This is a genomic window from Pacificibacter marinus, assembly GCF_900109555.1.
Taxonomy (GTDB): domain Bacteria; phylum Pseudomonadota; class Alphaproteobacteria; order Rhodobacterales; family Rhodobacteraceae; genus Celeribacter; species Celeribacter marinus_C.
The window spans coordinates 448780-464751 of sequence record NZ_FNZV01000001.1 but is presented as its reverse complement, the minus strand read 5'-3'; the positions used below and the strand labels follow the sequence as shown (position 1 = coordinate 464751).

Genomic DNA, 15972 nt, shown 5'->3' with positions numbered 1-15972 from the left:
AACACGATCAAGCCCCCGCTACACTGTGGGGGCTTTTTGTTTGGAATGATCGATGAAACACCCGTTAGAAGATCTAATCGAAGCCAAAATTGTTGAGGCTCAAAAAGAGGGTGCTTTTGACAATTTGGTGGGCATGGGCAAGCCGCTTGAACCTTGCGATGACCCGGAAAACATCTTGTTTTCAAAGGTTGTGCGCAATCATGGTGGTGCGCCAGAGTTTGTTGTTTTGGGGCGTGAATTGGCCCAGATGCGCGCAGAATTACGTGAGACGGGTGATCGCACAAGACGCCACGAAATTATGAAAGAGATGTCGATGATGGAAGCCAAGATTGACATCGCGCGCAAACAATTCACCCGTTGAAACATGTGTGGCCGTTTCTCTATCACGCAGCGCAATGATACCATGTGCCAGATGTTTGGCGCCGTGGCATCAAACGATTTACCTGACGTGCCGAACTTCAATGTTTGCCCAACAAATCAGATACATGTGGTTTACAGCGCGGGGGATATTCGCCGCCTTGGCGCGATGCGTTGGGGGTTTGCACCCTCTTGGTACAAGGCGCTAAATGATGGGCCTTTGTTGATCAATGCGCGGGCAGAAACCATCGCAGATAAACCCGCCTTTCGCGATGCTTGCCGCACACAGCGCTGCGTTATTATGATGTCTGGGTTCTATGAATGGGATCGGTCCGGTGATGAAAAACAACCATGGTATATCAGCCCGGCCAAAGCCGATCTGTTCGCTTTCGCGGGCATTTGGCAAGATTGGAACTTTGGCGGCGAACGGCTGAAAACCTGCGCTATGGTAACAACACAGGCCAACGCCGCGATGGGCAAAATCCATCATCGTATGCCAGTGTTTTTGGCGCAAAAAGACTGGGGGTTGTGGCTGGGCGAACAAGGTCACGGTGCTGCCGCGTTGATGCGACCAGCGGCAGAATCCGTCATGCAGTTTCACCGTGTCAGCAAAGATGTAAATTCAAATCGCGCGTTTGGCCCGCACTTGATTGCACCAGTTTAGCCACAGGTAAAAAATCCAGCATTGATGGCATTTCGATCAGCTTGAATATTATCACTGGGGATACTGGAGCGGGCGACGGGAATCGAACCCGTGTCATCAGCTTGGAAGGCTGAGGTCTTACCATTACACAACGCCCGCTCTGTGAGTTCAGTGATTATTTCATAGGGGGTGGGGCGTCAAGCACGATGTCTCACCTTTTTACTCTGAGACGGGATCTTGTGCGATTTATCAGGCTAAAGTGCGATAGTTCCGAGCAACCCAAAGACAATAACAAAGCAACCACATATGCGACTGATACGATCTTTGACTGCAAAAACAATAGGATCATCATGCATTTCCCCTCTATGCGTGGTTATGGAAATCCATGAAACCCAAAACAACAGCACGAGGCAAATACCCCACAATGCAGGGGGATTGGCATAAAGGCTGGTGACCGTCGGCGAGTTTATGTACAGCGCCAAAATCAAAACAGACACATAGGCAGAGGCGATGGACATTTGCGACACGACAGGTAAATCTGTCACGCGGTAGCCGCGCCCTGAGGGGGCCAACTTACCTGTTTTGGCGTTGTCTACCAGTTCAGCTTGGCGTTTGATGGCGGCCAAAGCAAAGAAAAAGAATATGGAAAAAGCCAACAGCCAAACCGAAATCATGACGTTCGCCACGACTCCACCTGCGATGATGCGCATTGTGTAAAGTCCCGCTAAAACACAAATGTCGATGATGATGCGGCGTTTGAAATAAAGTGAATAGCCTATTGTTGCCGCAAAATAGAATACTAAAGTTAGCAAAAAGACAGGCCCAACACACAGTGAAACGGCTGTGCCAAGCCCCAAAAGAACGGCGGCGATTGCGGTGCCATGCTGGATAGGGACTGTGCCAGCCGCAAAGGGGCGTTTGCATTTGCGAGGGTGGGCGCGGTCTGCGTCAAGATCAAGCAAGTCATTGATAACATAGACAGACGATGCAACTAAACTAAATGCAATGAACCCCAAAAGCCCCATGAATAGTGTCGTTAAATCAAGATGCTGTGCCAATAAGATCGGCACAAAAATCAAAATATTTTTCACCCATTGGTGCGGACGCAGGGCTTTTATATAGGGGGTGTAGTCGACCTTTACGCTTCCCAAGTGCACGGTGTCTTTGTCCATGGCCTCTGCCTTGTCGCGCAGATTTCTTGGGGCTTTCACGGTGATGATTTTTTGCGCTGCAGACCAGACAGGCAGATCCGCATCTGTGTCGCCCATATACGCAAACCCATCTGCGCCATAGGTCTCGGTTAAAAATTCCGCTTTATTTGGCCCCTTGAGATTGAGCCTCTCAGTTGATCCGTGGACCGCATCAAATACGCCCAAATGTGCGGCAATTTTGCTTGCAATTTCATGGTTTGCGGCGGTCACCAAAGCGACTTTTCCACCTTTTTCTTTCCAATCAGAGATGTAATCCAAAACGTCACCATCATAGGGCAGGGTGGTCACATCCACATCACTGGCTTGCGCAAGCTGGTGTTTGAGCGCCGCTTTGCCGTCGCGCAACGCCCGCACTGCAGTGATGGCAGAGCTCCAATCTTTTGAAGCGACATTCCAAAATGTTTCATGCAACATATCTGAGCAGAGCAAGGTCCCATCAAGATCCACTGCAAGCATCAGGGTTTCATCACTTGTTTCGTGCACTGCCCGCTCTCCCTTAACCGTATGGTTTTGCCTCAATCGCGGTCTGGTGCCGCGTTTTGTCGAAGGTTGCCCCAATTTGTGCAAGAGGGCAAAGGGGATACTTGTGCCGCGCGGCGCATTTGGTCACAAGCGCACCATTTCAGCCACGTCAGGCAATGCTGCTTGGTGCTTTATGTGCCAAAATTGATGCGTGAACTTGCGCGTGTCCCTATAGCATAAAGACAAAATCGACTTGGCGCGCTGCAACGGGGCGGTTATCACAGTCTTCCGATGTCATGAGGAGAGTTGATTTGGATCAGACCGCAACAAAGATTGCCCGCACCATCGCCACTGAAATTGGGGCAGCCCCCAATCAGGTGGTCGCAGCGACCGATTTGCTGGATGGCGGCGCGACTGTGCCGTTTGTGGCGCGGTATCGCAAAGAGGCCACTGGTGGTTTAGATGATACGCAATTGCGTAATTTGGCCGAGCGGTTGACCTATTTGCGCGAGCTTGAAAAACGGCGCAGTGCCATTGCATCGTCAATTCAAGAGCAAGGCAAACTCACGCCGGAACTTTCCAAATTCATCGCAAGTGCCGATACGAAATCTGCGCTGGAAGACATTTATTTACCCTATAAACCCAAACGACGCACCCGTGCTATGATTGCGCGCGAAAATGGACTTGAACCGTTGTTGCGCGCAATTCTGGCGGATCGCAATGCGGACCCTGCTGAATTGGCAAATGGCTATCTGTCTGACGCGGTGGCAACCCAAAAAGACGCGTTGAATGGCGCGCGTGACATTTATTCTGAAGAGTTGTCTGAAAGCGCTGTATTGCTTGGTCGATTGCGCGATTTCATGCGCCGCGAGGCCTTGGTCACCGCGCGCGTCAAGGACGGGATGCAGGAAAAAGGCGCAAAGTTTTCTGACTATTTCGAGCATTCTGAAAAATGGTCTCAGATTGCGTCGCACCGCGCTTTGGCAATTTTACGGGCCTCAAAAGAAGACGTGCTGACCGTTGATATCGCTCCCGATCCTGAGGCAGGTCTGCCCCGTGTGATTGAAATGATCGAAGCTGAAATTGGCATAACGGGCAATGGCAAAGGCGATCTGTGGCTGCGCAGTGTGGCGTCTTGGGCATGGCGGTTGAAATTCGCGATGTCGATGTACACTGATCTCTTGGGCGATTTAATGCGACGCGCTCATGAAGATGCTATTTCTGTTTTCGCGCGTAATTTGAAAGACTTGCTTTTGGCAGCACCTGCCGGTCCCCGTGTGACACTTGGGCTTGATCCGGGCATTCGCACAGGCTGCAAGGCTGCCGTGGTGGACGCAACGGGCAAGGTTTTGGCGACTGAAACGATCTATCCGTTTCAGCCTAAAAATGACATTCGCGGATCAGAAGCCGCGATTGTGCGTTTGATCAAAACTTACAGTGTGGAATTGGTGGCCATCGGCAATGGGACAGCGAGCCGCGAAACAGACAAGCTGGTGGCAGATACCCTGAAACTGTTACCAGCAGGTGTAAAAGCGCCCACCAAAGTGATCGTGTCTGAAGCAGGGGCATCGGTTTATTCGGCGTCAGAATTGGCCGCAAAAGAGTTCCCTGATTTGGATGTATCGCTGCGCGGGGCTGTGTCGATTGCACGGCGCTTGCAAGATCCGTTGGCTGAGTTGGTGAAAATCTCGCCCGAAGCCATTGGTGTTGGCCAGTATCAGCATGATGTGGACCAGCGCAAATTGGCGCAATCTTTGGAAGCTGTCGTCGAAGATGCGGTGAACGGGGTTGGTGTTGATTTGAACATGGCCTCAACCGCATTGTTGTCGCATGTGGCGGGGCTTGGGCCATCAATTGCGCAAAATATCGTTGAGTATCGTGACATGAACGGGGCGTTTGGGTCGCGTAAAGCGCTTTTGAAAGTCGCAGGGCTGGGACCAAAAGCGTTCGAGCAATGCGCTGGGTTTTTGCGGGTGGCAGGGGGTAATGAGCCGCTTGATGCGTCCTCTGTCCACCCTGAAGCTTACGGTGTAGCGCGTAAAATTGTGTCGGCTTGCGGTCGCGATATTCGTGCGATCATGGGGCACCCTGAAACATTGAGCGGTTTGCGGGCAGAAGATTTTGTCACTGATACATTTGGTTTGCCAACCGTGCGCGATATTTTAGGCGAGCTTGAAAAGCCGGGCCGTGATCCACGCCCAAGCTTTGTCACAGCGACCTTTGCCGATGGTGTGAACGAGATCAAAGACCTCAAACCCGGTATGTTGTTAGAAGGCACCGTGACCAATGTGGCCGCGTTCGGCGCATTTGTGGATGTGGGGGTGCACCAAGACGGGTTGGTGCATATCAGTCAGCTTGCTGACAAGTTCGTCAAAGATCCGCATGACGTGGTCAAGGCAGGCGATGTCGTCAAAGTCCGCGTGACCGAAGTGGATGCACCGCGAAAACGGATTGCTTTGACCATGCGCAAAGATGATGGCGGGGGTGATGATGCGGCCAAAGGCGGCTCAAATCGCAAAGAACGCTCTGAACGGCCGGGCGCCACAAAAAGCGGAGGCTCACGTGGATACCAAGGTAAAACCACTGCTGGGCCTAAGAGTAAAGGTAGCGCACCCGCTGCCAGCACAGGTGCCTTTGGCGCGGCTTTGTTGGATGCGATGAAAAAGAAATAAGCATCGCGATTGCGGTATTTTAAATGACGTTTCAAAACACCATGCGGATCATCTGCGTGGTGTTTTTTGTGCTCGAATGCAGTTTCTAACGATGCTCTGGCCATGATTCGATGTCGGTTTTTTGAGGCGTCACGGGTAGAATCACGACCTACACCAAGTTGAACAAGAGAGCGCAATAACAACGTATTGGCGAATGCTGCGATGCGGCACCTGTACTTTAATGTGCGTGTTTTTGATTTTTTTGGTAATTTGTGTTAGTTTTGTATAGGTCGTTGCAATTTTTGTATGAGTTTGCCGACTAAATTTGCGTCAACTTTAAGTTACGAGTTGCAAATTCAACCGTGTTTTCAGGGAGGAAAACCATGACAAATTTACGTACAACGGCGCTCGGTTTGACGCTTGGCGTTGCTGGCCTTTCAGCCGCTTCAGCAGGCGAACTGACCATCGCGACTGTGAACAACGGTCACATGATCGAAATGCAAAAATTCACCTCAGTTTTTGAAGAAGCCAATCCGGGTATCACGGTCAACTGGGTGACACTTGACGAGGGCACATTGCGCAGCCGCGTCACCACAGACGTCACCACAAAAGGTGGTCAGTTCGACATCATGACCATCGGCATGTACGAAGCGCCGATCTGGGGCGAACGTGGCTGGTTGCAGGCGCTTGAGTTTGGCGAAGACTATGACGTCGACGACGTTTTGCCCGCTATGCGCAATGGCCTGTCCCATGACGGCAATCTGTATGCCGCGCCATTCTACGGCGAATCTTCCATGATCATGTACCGCAAAGATTTGCTTGATGCGGCTGGTATGGACATGCCTGACAACCCAAGCTGGGGCCACATTCAAGATGCGGCCGCTGCGATGACAGACAAAGACAATGGCGTTTACGGCATCTGTTTGCGTGGCAAACCAGGCTGGGGCGACAACATGGCGTTCTTGTCCACAATGGCAAATTCGTTTGGCGCACAATGGTTTAACGAAGACTGGACACCTGCGTTGGATAGCCCAGCATGGAACCACGCTGTGAACTTCTATGTTGATCTGTTGACCAACTACGGCCCTCCCGGTTCTTCAGGGAACTCGTTCAATGAAATCCTTGCTTTGATCAATGCTGGCAAATGCGGCATGTGGATCGATGCGACAATTGCGGCGTCTTTCGTATCCGACCCATCGCAATCAGAAGTGTCTGATGTCATTGCCTTTGCACAAGCACCACAAGCCGTGACAACGCGCGGGTCCAACTGGCTATGGGCGTGGTCTTTGGCCATTCCTGCAGGCACAAAACAAGCGGATGATGCGCAAAAGTTCATCGAATGGGCGACTTCAAAAGAGTACATCGAACTTGTTGCCGAAACCAATGGATGGAGCGCTGTTCCAACAGGCACACGCCAGTCCACATATGACAATCCAAACTTCCAAGAAGCAGCGGTTTTCGCCGAAGCTGAATTGAAAGCGATTTTGTCAGCTGATCCTGAAAACTCGACCTTGAACCCATCCCCATATGTTGGTGTTCAGTTCGCTGCTATCCCTGAATTCCAAGCGATTGGGACAGCTGTGGGTCAACAAATGTCAGCAGCACTTGCGGGTGACATTTCAGTAGAAGAAGCGCTCGAAGCCTCACAAAAGGCAGCTGATCGTGAGATGAAAAAAGCGGGTTACTACTAAACCTAGCTTTTGACTAACTCTCCCAGGTCTCAGGGCAACCACGTGTTGTCCTGAGACGCTTTTCCCAACATTTAAGCAGGACCAAAGCAATGAATTCCACATTGGTAAGATGGCTCCAAGCCCCCAGTATCATCGTTTTGTTTTTGTGGATGGTCGTCCCGCTCAGCATGACGGTTTACTTTTCTACCATCAGGTATAATCTTTTGTATCCTGAAAGATCAGGGTTTGTTGGGTTAGATAACTACGAATACTTTTGGACAGACCCCTCGTTTTTTCCTGCCTTGTTCAACACGTTGGTTTTGGTTGGGTCTGTTCTAGCGATATCGGTCATTCTTGGTTTGGCCATAGCGATGTTGATTGACCGCCCGTTTAAAGGTCGGGGCCTTGCCCGTGTTATGTTGATTTCCCCGTTTTTCATCATGCCCACTGTGAGTGCGCTGGTTTGGAAAAACATGTTTATGAATCCTATTTATGGCTTGTTCGCCGTTATTTCGACCTCGCTTGGGCTTGAGCCGATCGACTGGCTGTCATCCTATCCGCTTTTGACCGTGATCATCATTGTGAGCTGGCAGTGGACACCCTTTGCTGTGTTGATTTTCATGACGTCTTTGCAGTCACAAGACCAAGAGCAAAAAGAAGCTGCCATGTTGGATGGAGCTGGGTTTTGGTCACAATTTTGGAACCTGACCTTGCCGCATCTGGCGCGCCCTATTTCGATTGTTTTGCTGATCCAGATGATTTTTCACCTGTCGATCTTTGCCGAAATCTACGTCACCACAGGCGGTGGGCCAGGCGTGCAATCGACCAACTTGACCTATCTCATTTTCACCCAAGCGCTGCAGGGCTTTGACATTGGTGTCGCCTCAGCTGGGGGTGTGTTCGCAATCATTCTTGCCAATATCGTCGCGTACTTCTTGGTCCGCGCCGTTGGCAAAACACTCATGGTGTAGGCAAATGACAGATAAACAAATCTCCGATATCAAAAACCGCATCGCTGTTATTGCCGCATGGATCGTGGCCTGCCTGTTCTTTTTCCCGATCTTTTGGATGGTGCTGACCAGCTTTAAAACCGAGCTTCAAGCGATCTCAGTGCCACCTAAGCTTTTCTTTAAGCCAACGTTGGAAAACTTTGCGTTGATCCAAGAGCGCACGGATTACACCAAATTCGCATGGAACTCGATTGTCACTTCTGTTGGTGGCACAGGGCTGGCGTTGATCATTGCGATCCCTGCCGCCTATGCGATGGCGTTCAACTCTGGACGTTGGACCAAAGACATTTTGATGTGGATGCTCTCGACCAAAATGTTGCCCGCTGTTGGGGTGTTGATGCCGATCTATTTGCTGAGCCAAAAATTCGGTCTTTTGGACACAAAAGGTGTTTTGGTCATCATCTACGCTTTGATCAATCTGCCGATCATCATGCTGATTTTGTTCAACTACTTCCGCGAAATTCCCAAAGAAATTTTGGAAGCGTCTCGCATGGACGGAACATCAACCTTTAATGAAATCACGCAAATCGTGATGCCATTGGCATGGGGTGGGATCGCATCGACCGCACTGCTTTCAATCGTACTATGCTGGAACGAAGCGTTCTGGTCGATCAATCTCACGGCATCTGATGCCGGCACATTGCCTGCACTAGTGGCATCGTTTTCTTCCCCCGAAGGCTTGTTCTGGGCGAAACTGTCGGCCGTCTCAACACTGGCCTGTGCGCCAATCGTGGTCTTTGGATGGCTGTGCCAGAAACAATTGGTACAAGGTCTGACATTCGGGGCGGTGAAGTAATGACCAACAATATTCCTGTCGAACTTGAGGTTCTGGCCCCGCGGTCTGAAAGCCTAAGGTTTTTAAAACACGGTTGGCCTGATCCTTTGTGTCGCTGGCATTCGCACAAAGAATGCGAAATCCATTTGCTGGTGGCGTCTCATGGCAAAGCTTTTGTAGGCGACTACATCGGGGATTTCGGTCCTGGGTCTTTGTTTCTCACAGGGCCACACTTACCGCACAATTGGATCACGGATGACGCTTATTCCGACCCTGTTGGGCTGCGCGATATGGTGATTCAATTTGATCAAGATCGCCTGCTGACGTTGATGCAAGCATTCCCTGAATTCAATTCTTTGATGGCGATGCTTGAACAAGCACAATCTGGCATTGAATTTGTCGGTATTGATCCTGAACACGTGCAAGCGCTGATAGAAGCATCATTTGACGCAAGCGGCACGGCGCAGGTCATGCCGTTTCTAGAACTGCTTTTGCACATGAGCCGCCACGCTGAAAAGCGCAGCCTGTCTGTGCAAAAACTCTATCACAATGAGCGCAGTGCCAAACAATTGCGGATCACCGAAGTTGTGGATCACGTGGTTAAAAACTATGCCGAAGACATGTCTGTGCAAATGGCTGCAGATATGGCTGGCATGAGCCCCGCCACGTTTAGCCGTAGTTTTCAAACAGTTACGGGAAACCGCTTTGTTGAATTCGTCAACCGTGTGCGCATCGGCCAAGCCTGCGGCATGCTTTACGCCACCGATGATCAAGTGACCACGATTTGCTTTCAAGTCGGGTTTCAAAATCTCGCCAATTTCAACCGACACTTCCTTGCGAAAAAGGGAATGACACCATCGGCCTACCGTGAAACAGCGCGTCGCGAACTAACGCGTGCTGACCTTGCTATGGCTGTGGAGACCGCACAATGAGCTTAACGAAAACTGTAGATGTCTACACGACACAGTATGATACAGACGCCTGTTCTATCGGGATTGTGCATCTTGGGTTTGGGGCGTTTCACCGCGCTCACCAAGCGGTGTACATTGACGATTACATGGACCAGACGGGCGATTTGCGCTGGGGGGTTGCTGCTGTAAACTTGCGCGGCGCTGAATCGGTACCGTTCGCAGCACATCAAACCGGCGGCTATGTGCTTAAAAGCATCGCGCCAAACGGTGTAACGCAATTGCGTAAAGTACGCAGCCATGTCGCGTTTTTCGATTGGTCCAAAGACAGGGCCACGACGGAAGCGCTCTTGGCTCGGTCTTCGGTCCATATGGTCACGATTACGGTGACAGAAAGCGGCTATTACACTGACCCTGCAGGTAATTTGAACGCCAATGATCCAGCCATCAGCGCTGAGATTGCCGCGAACAGAGTGCCTAAAAATGGTACGACAGTTTATGCCTATTTGGCGGCGGGGCTTTTGGCGCGCAAAGCGGCTTTGGGGGCACCTTTGACGATTTGTTGCTGTGACAACATTCGACACAATGGCACCCAGCTCGAGCGCAATCTTTTGACCTATCTGACCCTGCGTGGCGATACAGAACTTGTGGACTGGATCAAAGACAACGTCAGTTTCCCGTGTTCAATGGTGGACCGTATCACACCGCGCGCGACCCAAGATTTGGCAGATAGCCTTAGCGCGGATTTGGGTGAGACAATCGTGCAACCCATTATGGCAGAAGCCTTTACGCAATGGGTGCTGGAAGAGCGGTTCGCAGGACCGATGCCCGCGCTTGATAAAGTTGAAGTGATCGTCACGCCTGATGTGAACCCGTATGAGGAAACTAAAATTCGCGTGCTCAATGGCGGGCACACGTGTTTGGCCTATTTGGCAGCGCTGCATGGCATCGCAACCTTTGACCAAGCAATGGGTGTGCCTGAATTGTTCGATCATTTTTGGACCTATGAGACGCAAGAAGTTCTGCCCGCGCTGACGCTTGATCTGCCGTTTTCCAAATCTGATTACTTGGACAGCATTGCAGCGCGGTTCAAAAACGAGGCGATTGCAGATACTGTTGCGCGCATCTGCGCAGATGGATTTGCGAAATTTCCGATCTTTATTCGCCCAACGCTTGAGGGCTGCTTGGCCCAAGGCATCCTGCCGCAAGCTGGTATCAAATCAATCGCCAGTTGGCATTGCTTTGCGCAACATGTCGCGGCCAAACGCGTGACATTCGAATACATCGACCCAAGCTGGGATCAGCTTTCGGAGCTGATTGGCACCGACGCGTTTGTGACGTCCAAACAGCTTTGGGGCGATCTTCCCACAACCTACCCTGCATTCGCCACGGCGCTGCGGGCCGAGATCAAAGAGATGGAGCAAACATGGCCGGTGTAACAATTCGCGACTTGCGCAAAGCCTATGGGGCCACTGAGGTCATGCATGGGGTCGATTTGGATATTAAAGACGGCGAATTTGTCGTTTTTGTTGGTCCATCGGGCTGCGGGAAATCAACGCTTTTGCGCATGATAGCAGGGCTGGAAGACATCACATCGGGCACCGTTTCGATTGGCGATGATGTGGTCAACGAAGTTGCGCCTTCAAAACGTGGTGTGGCGATGGTGTTTCAAACCTACGCGCTTTACCCGCATATGACAGTGTTCCAAAACTTGGCGTTTGGGTTGAAGCAGGCCAAAACACCGCAAGATGAAATCAACCGCCGCGTCAATGCTGCCGCTGATGTGCTGCAAATCACCGATTACCTAGAGCGCAGCCCGCGTAACCTGTCGGGCGGTCAACGTCAGCGTGTTGCCATCGGTCGTGCGATTGTGCGTGATCCCGAAGTGTTTTTGTTCGATGAACCTTTGTCCAATCTGGATGCGGCGTTGCGGGTTCAAACCCGTTTGGAAATCGCGCGTTTGCACGAGCGTTTGCAATCGACAATGATTTACGTGACCCACGATCAGGTCGAAGCGATGACGTTGGCCGATAAAATTGTGGTGTTGCGCGCGGGTAAAGTCGAACAAGTCGGCAGCCCGATTGAGTTGTATGAACGCCCCGCCAACAGCTTTGTGGCGCAGTTTATCGGCAGTCCTAAGATGAACTTTTTCGATGGCAACGATGTGATAAATCGCACCGTGGATGATGCGCAATTCGTTGGCCTGCGCCCTGAGCATATGGTCGTGTCTGATGCTGCTAATGCAATCGTGTCAGGCAAGCTGGAATTGGTTGAAAACCTTGGTGAATACGTCTTGGTACACTTGGTCTCACCTCATGGGGTTGAGTTCATTGTCAAACTTGAAACCGCCCCTGCGGTACCAAAAGGCGAGATGATATATTTCGCTCCAGAAAAAGTCGAGCGCTTGCATATGTTTGACCGTGTTAGTGGTTTGCGGTTGGTGTAGGTCACTTCCCCCAAGTGCGCGTCTTTTTAGGCCCTAATCGTGACCCGCGATTGGGGCCTTTTTCTGTCTACACATATGATCAAACAGGTTGTGATCGGCGGGCCTCTATCGCGGGGCGAACGTGCAAGGTAGACTGAGGTAAAATACAGTTGACCATTTGGAGCGCTGCGCATGACCGATTTTTTACTCACCCATGAGCCGATCACACGACTTGCAGTCTTTTTGACGGTGCTCGTGGGCATGGCAATTTGGGAAGTTTGGTCCCCACGCCGCCGTGTTGAGGTGCCGCGTGTGTTGCGCTGGTCTAACAATTTGGCTTTGGTTGTGGTGGATACCATCGTGGTGCGCCTGCTGTTTCCTGTTGCAGCTGTTGCGTTGGCTTTAGTGCTAGAGGGGCAGGGGTTTGGTCTATTTAATTTGATCGCATTGCCAATTTGGATCGAAATTTTGCTCTGTGTGGTGCTGTTTGATTTTGCCATCTACGTGCAGCATGTGGTGTTTCACCATGTGCCCGTGTTGTGGCGATTGCACCGGATGCACCACGCCGATACCGAGATTGATGTCACCACAGGGCTGCGCTTTCATCCGCTTGAAATCGTGCTGTCGATGGCGTTTAAATTGCTGCTGGTGCTGGTGCTTGGACCTCCCGCTGTTGCCGTCTTGTTGTTCGAAGTTGTGCTGAATGCCAGCGCTTTGTTCAACCATTCCAATATCCGTTTGCCGAAATCAGTGGATGAGGTGCTGCGACTGATCATTGTCACGCCGGATATGCACCGTGTGCACCATTCGATTGATCCGCGTGAGACCAACAGCAACTATGGCTTCAACGTGCCGTGGTGGGATAGATTGTTGGGCACCTACATTGCCCAACCCAAAGCGGGGCACGATGATATGTTGATCGGAATTGAGATGTTTCGCAGCCGTAGAGATCTGTGGATCGACCGGATGATCCTGCAGCCTTTGCGGCGGGATAAGCCCAAGCACAAGGGCAGATCTGATTGATGTCAGCCGATAAAGTGCCAATATATTAGGCTCTGTCGCAGTCCCATTCCAATCCCGTCGCGCTCCCTTGCACCTATCTGTTGCATTCGTAAAAAGGCACGTTCACTTTGTTAGAGCGCGGTTTGTTTATTCGATCTGGGTTGCCAGCTTAAATTCTCCGCTTTCTTTAACGACTTCCATGACCGCGAATGAATTGGTTTGTAAAATACCGGGAAGTTTGTTGATCTTGTCCCCTAGAACACGTCTGAACTGCGCGATATCGCGCGTTCGAACCGTCAACAAATAGTCGAAGGAGCCCGCGATCATTAGGCAGCTTTCAACTTCGGGAATACGACGCACGGCGTCGTTGAAATCATCTAGGGAATTGTTGCCCGCAGTCGCTGCGAGTGACACCTGCATCACCGTCAAATGACTGAAACCGAGTTTGTCCATGTCCAAAATAGCGCGGTATCCGGTGATGTGACCGGCCCGCTCAAGTCGCCTTACGCGTTCTGAACAGGGCGTGTTGGTTAGGTTAACACGCCCTGCAAGCTCGACAATCGAAAGCCTTCCATTGGTCTCAAGCTCTTCAAGTATACGTAAATCTATTCGGTCTAAATCCCTACTCAACAGGTAATATCCCTAAATGAACTCTAGTTTACCAGATCATTGCCTAAAATTTGGGGGATAAAATGCCCTTTGTCTAGTGATTATCACCAATACTGAACAAAGGTGGTGGTCAGACAAGAACCTTTACACATCATCTCAAATAGGGAAGCGTAATCCCAAAACTAGAAAACATGGAGGATGAAATGACAGTAAAAATAGTCATTGGATTAGACGGCACCGAAACTGGTGAACGCGCCTTGATCTTTGCAAAGGACTTGGCGTCTCGTATTGAGGGATGTGAACTGCTGGTGGCTTATGTCATCGAATGGTCGCCGTTCACATTCCAAACAGCCGAAGAAAACGCGCAACGCCACAAGCGCCGCGAACAAGAAATCGCACTCGCCAACAGCCGTATTGTCGAACCAGCGGTCGCATCATTGACACAAGCGGGTTTCAAAGCCAGCGGCGTTGTGCGCCACGGGGATGTCGCCGAAACGCTGAATAAAATCACAGTCGCGCAAGGCGGATCGCAGATCATCGTTGGGCGAACGTCAGCAAACGGTATCAGCAAGCGCTTGTTTGGTAGCTCAACCCAGAACCTTGTCATGCACGCAGACGTGCCTGTCACAGTTGTTGGATAAGGGGGATAAAATGAATATCACATCAAAAATTTGGCTTGCGGCAGCCACGACCGCTATGGCTGCAACCCCGCTTGCTGCACAAGAGGCTATGTCACTTGATCAAAAAGTAAACGACATTTTTGCAGCCTCTACAGGCTGGTTTGTAAACTTTATTTTCATGTCGCTGCCGGGCACAAACTTTCCTTGGATCGTTCTATGGTTGGTTGTCGCGGCGACGATTTTCACAATTTACTTTGGCTTCGTACAATTTCGGTTCTTTAAACATGCAATTCAATTGGTCAAAGGGGACTATTCTGATCCCGACGACGCGGGCGAGGTCAGTCATTTTCAAGCCCTAGCCACAGCGCTTTCGGGGACCGTCGGCCTTGGTAATATCGCAGGTGTTGCTGTTGCCGTTGGTATTGGTGGTCCGGGCGCCACGTTCTGGATGATCTTAGCGGGGCTGCTCGGAATGGCCGCCAAGTTCACGGAATGTACGCTTGGCGTGAAATATCGCAACGAATACCCAGACGGCACTGTGTCTGGTGGTCCGATGTATTACATCTCGAAAGGTTTTAAAGAATTGGGACTGCCAGGGGGTAAAATCCTTGCAACCTTGTTTGCTGTCTTTTGTATTCTTGGCGCACTTGGTGGCGGCAATATGTTCCAAGCCAACCAAGCACATGCTCAAATCTCGGGCATCGTTGGGGATTATCCGGGTTGGATCACGGGGATTGTCTTTGCCGTGGTGGTATTCACAGTCATCGTGGGCGGCATCAAATCCATCGCCAATGTGACAGAAAAAATCGTGCCAATCATGGGCATTCTTTATGTCGGTGCAGCATTGATTATCTTGCTTGTGAACTATGACATGATCGGCTGGGCCTTTGGTCAAATCTTTGCTGGTGCGTTCACAGGCCTTGGTGTTGCTGGTGGTTTTGTTGGTGCTTTGATCCAAGGCTTTAAACGCGCCGCGTTTTCGAACGAGGCAGGTGTTGGGTCTGCAGCGATTGCGCACTCTGCGGTCAGAACCAAAGAACCAATCACCGAAGGTTTCGTATCCTTGCTTGAGCCACTTATCGACACGGTTGTGATCTGTACGATGACAGCTTTGGTGATCGTGATCTCGCAGCAATTGATCGTTGATCCCGCAACAGGCCATTACATGCTGAACGAAGCAGGTACGGCAATTGCGACAGTCGACGGAAATTCAGGCGTGTCTTTGACGTCAGCGGCATTCGGTGCGGGCATCAGTTGGTTCCCATATGTGTTGGCCGTTGCTGTTGTGTTGTTTGCTTTCTCAACAATGATCTCATGGTCATACTATGGCTTGAAAAGCTGGACCTATATTTTTGGCGAAGGCAAAACATCTGAGCTTGTGTTCAAGAGCATCTTTTGCGTGTTCATCGTTATCGGTGCTGCTGCAAGCCTTGGTCCGGTCATCGATTTCTCAGACGCAGCAATCTTTGCAATGGCGGTGGTGAACATCTTCTGCCTGTACTTCTTGATGAAATTGGTGCGCAAAGAACTTGCATCCTACGCGGCTCGTTTGAAGAGCGGCGAGATCAAGAAATTCACACATTAAGCAACACTTTGCGGCGCAAGTTTTGTGCGCCGCAAAGACCCATG

14 protein-coding genes and 1 tRNA gene are annotated in these 15972 nt (G+C 50.9%); 12 read left to right on the top strand and 3 right to left on the bottom strand.

Annotation, left to right across the window (positions count from 1 at the left end; genetic code table 11):
* Window positions 1–52 precede the first annotated feature (52 nt).
* Entirely contained in the window at window positions 53–361 is a 309-nt protein-coding gene (locus tag BM025_RS02110; RefSeq protein ID WP_085847137.1) for a DnaJ family domain-containing protein, read from the top strand.
* A gap of 3 nt (window positions 362–364) precedes the next feature.
* Window positions 365–1021: an SOS response-associated peptidase gene (locus BM025_RS02105; protein WP_085847138.1), complete on the top strand. Its 657-nt coding sequence runs from the start codon at window positions 365–367 to the stop codon at window positions 1019–1021.
* A gap of 64 nt (window positions 1022–1085) precedes the next feature.
* Here the strand turns inward: BM025_RS02105 and BM025_RS02100 are convergent.
* Together BM025_RS02100 and BM025_RS02095 are read right to left on the bottom strand one after the other, a co-directional pair.
* Window positions 1086–1159, bottom strand: a tRNA-Gly gene (locus BM025_RS02100).
* 95 nt (window positions 1160–1254) lie between these two features.
* Window positions 1255–2694 (bottom strand): UbiA family prenyltransferase, encoded by a 1440-nt coding sequence (locus BM025_RS02095; RefSeq protein ID WP_244515391.1) that lies wholly within the window; start codon window positions 2692–2694, stop codon window positions 1255–1257.
* A 290-nt stretch (window positions 2695–2984) separates the two neighbouring features.
* Between BM025_RS02095 and BM025_RS02090 the strand changes: the two genes are divergently transcribed.
* The 8 genes from BM025_RS02090 (at window position 2985) to BM025_RS02055 (ending at window position 13135) form a co-directional block, all read left to right on the top strand.
* On the top strand, window positions 2985–5345 hold the full coding sequence (locus BM025_RS02090) for a Tex family protein (protein WP_090875138.1): 2361 nt from the start codon (window positions 2985–2987) through the stop codon (window positions 5343–5345).
* Between the two features lie 362 nt (window positions 5346–5707).
* On the top strand, window positions 5708–7015 hold the full coding sequence (locus BM025_RS02085; protein ID WP_085847140.1) for an ABC transporter substrate-binding protein: 1308 nt from the start codon (window positions 5708–5710) through the stop codon (window positions 7013–7015).
* Window positions 7016–7104: 89 nt separating this feature from the next.
* Entirely contained in the window at window positions 7105–7965 is an 861-nt protein-coding gene (locus BM025_RS02080; RefSeq protein ID WP_085847141.1) for a carbohydrate ABC transporter permease, read from the top strand.
* Between the two features lie 4 nt (window positions 7966–7969).
* On the top strand, window positions 7970–8800 hold the full coding sequence (locus tag BM025_RS02075; protein WP_085847142.1) for a carbohydrate ABC transporter permease: 831 nt from the start codon (window positions 7970–7972) through the stop codon (window positions 8798–8800).
* On the top strand, window positions 8800–9711 hold the full coding sequence (locus tag BM025_RS02070) for a helix-turn-helix domain-containing protein (RefSeq protein ID WP_085847143.1): 912 nt from the start codon (window positions 8800–8802) through the stop codon (window positions 9709–9711). The genes BM025_RS02075 and BM025_RS02070 overlap by 1 nt, the downstream gene beginning before the upstream one ends.
* A complete protein-coding gene (locus tag BM025_RS02065) occupies window positions 9708–11126 on the top strand; it encodes a mannitol dehydrogenase family protein (RefSeq protein WP_085847144.1) in 1419 nt (472 codons plus the stop codon). The genes BM025_RS02070 and BM025_RS02065 overlap by 4 nt, the downstream gene beginning before the upstream one ends.
* The gene (locus BM025_RS02060) at window positions 11114–12133 is read left to right on the top strand and encodes an ABC transporter ATP-binding protein (RefSeq protein ID WP_085847145.1); all 1020 of its coding nucleotides are present in this window, start codon (window positions 11114–11116) and stop codon (window positions 12131–12133) included. The genes BM025_RS02065 and BM025_RS02060 overlap by 13 nt, the downstream gene beginning before the upstream one ends.
* Before the next feature lie 171 nt (window positions 12134–12304).
* Window positions 12305–13135, top strand: a complete 831-nt coding sequence (locus BM025_RS02055) for a sterol desaturase family protein (RefSeq protein WP_085847146.1) — start codon at window positions 12305–12307, stop codon at window positions 13133–13135.
* Window positions 13136–13261: 126 nt separating this feature from the next.
* Here BM025_RS02055 and BM025_RS02050 read toward each other — a convergent pair whose 3' ends face one another.
* Window positions 13262–13744 carry an Lrp/AsnC family transcriptional regulator gene (locus BM025_RS02050; RefSeq protein ID WP_085847147.1) on the bottom strand — a complete coding sequence of 161 codons (483 nt, stop codon included), beginning with the start codon at window positions 13742–13744 and terminating at the stop codon, window positions 13262–13264.
* A 182-nt stretch (window positions 13745–13926) separates the two neighbouring features.
* On the opposite strand from BM025_RS02050, the gene BM025_RS02045 reads away from it, so the two are divergent.
* Window positions 13927–14364 carry a universal stress protein gene (locus BM025_RS02045; protein WP_085847148.1) on the top strand — a complete coding sequence of 146 codons (438 nt, stop codon included), beginning with the start codon at window positions 13927–13929 and terminating at the stop codon, window positions 14362–14364.
* Window positions 14365–14374: 10 nt separating this feature from the next.
* A complete protein-coding gene (locus BM025_RS02040; protein ID WP_085847149.1) occupies window positions 14375–15928 on the top strand; it encodes an alanine/glycine:cation symporter family protein in 1554 nt (517 codons plus the stop codon).
* Window positions 15929–15972: the final 44 nt, after the last annotated feature.

Bases quoted from the DNA above. Each gene is read 5' to 3' on its own strand.
- BM025_RS02110 (WP_085847137.1), top strand. From the start codon at position 53: ATGAAACACCCGTTAGAAGATCTAATCGAAGCCAAAATTGTTGAGGCT.
- BM025_RS02105 (WP_085847138.1), top strand. From the start codon at position 365: ATGTGTGGCCGTTTCTCTATCACGCAGCGCAATGATACCATGTGCCAG.
- BM025_RS02085 (WP_085847140.1), top strand. From the start codon at position 5,708: ATGACAAATTTACGTACAACGGCGCTCGGTTTGACGCTTGGCGTTGCT.
- BM025_RS02080 (WP_085847141.1), top strand. From the start codon at position 7,105: ATGAATTCCACATTGGTAAGATGGCTCCAAGCCCCCAGTATCATCGTT.
- BM025_RS02075 (WP_085847142.1), top strand. From the start codon at position 7,970: ATGACAGATAAACAAATCTCCGATATCAAAAACCGCATCGCTGTTATT.
- BM025_RS02070 (WP_085847143.1), top strand. From the start codon at position 8,800: ATGACCAACAATATTCCTGTCGAACTTGAGGTTCTGGCCCCGCGGTCT.
- BM025_RS02065 (WP_085847144.1), top strand. From the start codon at position 9,708: ATGAGCTTAACGAAAACTGTAGATGTCTACACGACACAGTATGATACA.
- BM025_RS02060 (WP_085847145.1), top strand. From the start codon at position 11,114: ATGGCCGGTGTAACAATTCGCGACTTGCGCAAAGCCTATGGGGCCACT.
- BM025_RS02055 (WP_085847146.1), top strand. From the start codon at position 12,305: ATGACCGATTTTTTACTCACCCATGAGCCGATCACACGACTTGCAGTC.
- BM025_RS02045 (WP_085847148.1), top strand. From the start codon at position 13,927: ATGACAGTAAAAATAGTCATTGGATTAGACGGCACCGAAACTGGTGAA.
- BM025_RS02040 (WP_085847149.1), top strand. From the start codon at position 14,375: ATGAATATCACATCAAAAATTTGGCTTGCGGCAGCCACGACCGCTATG.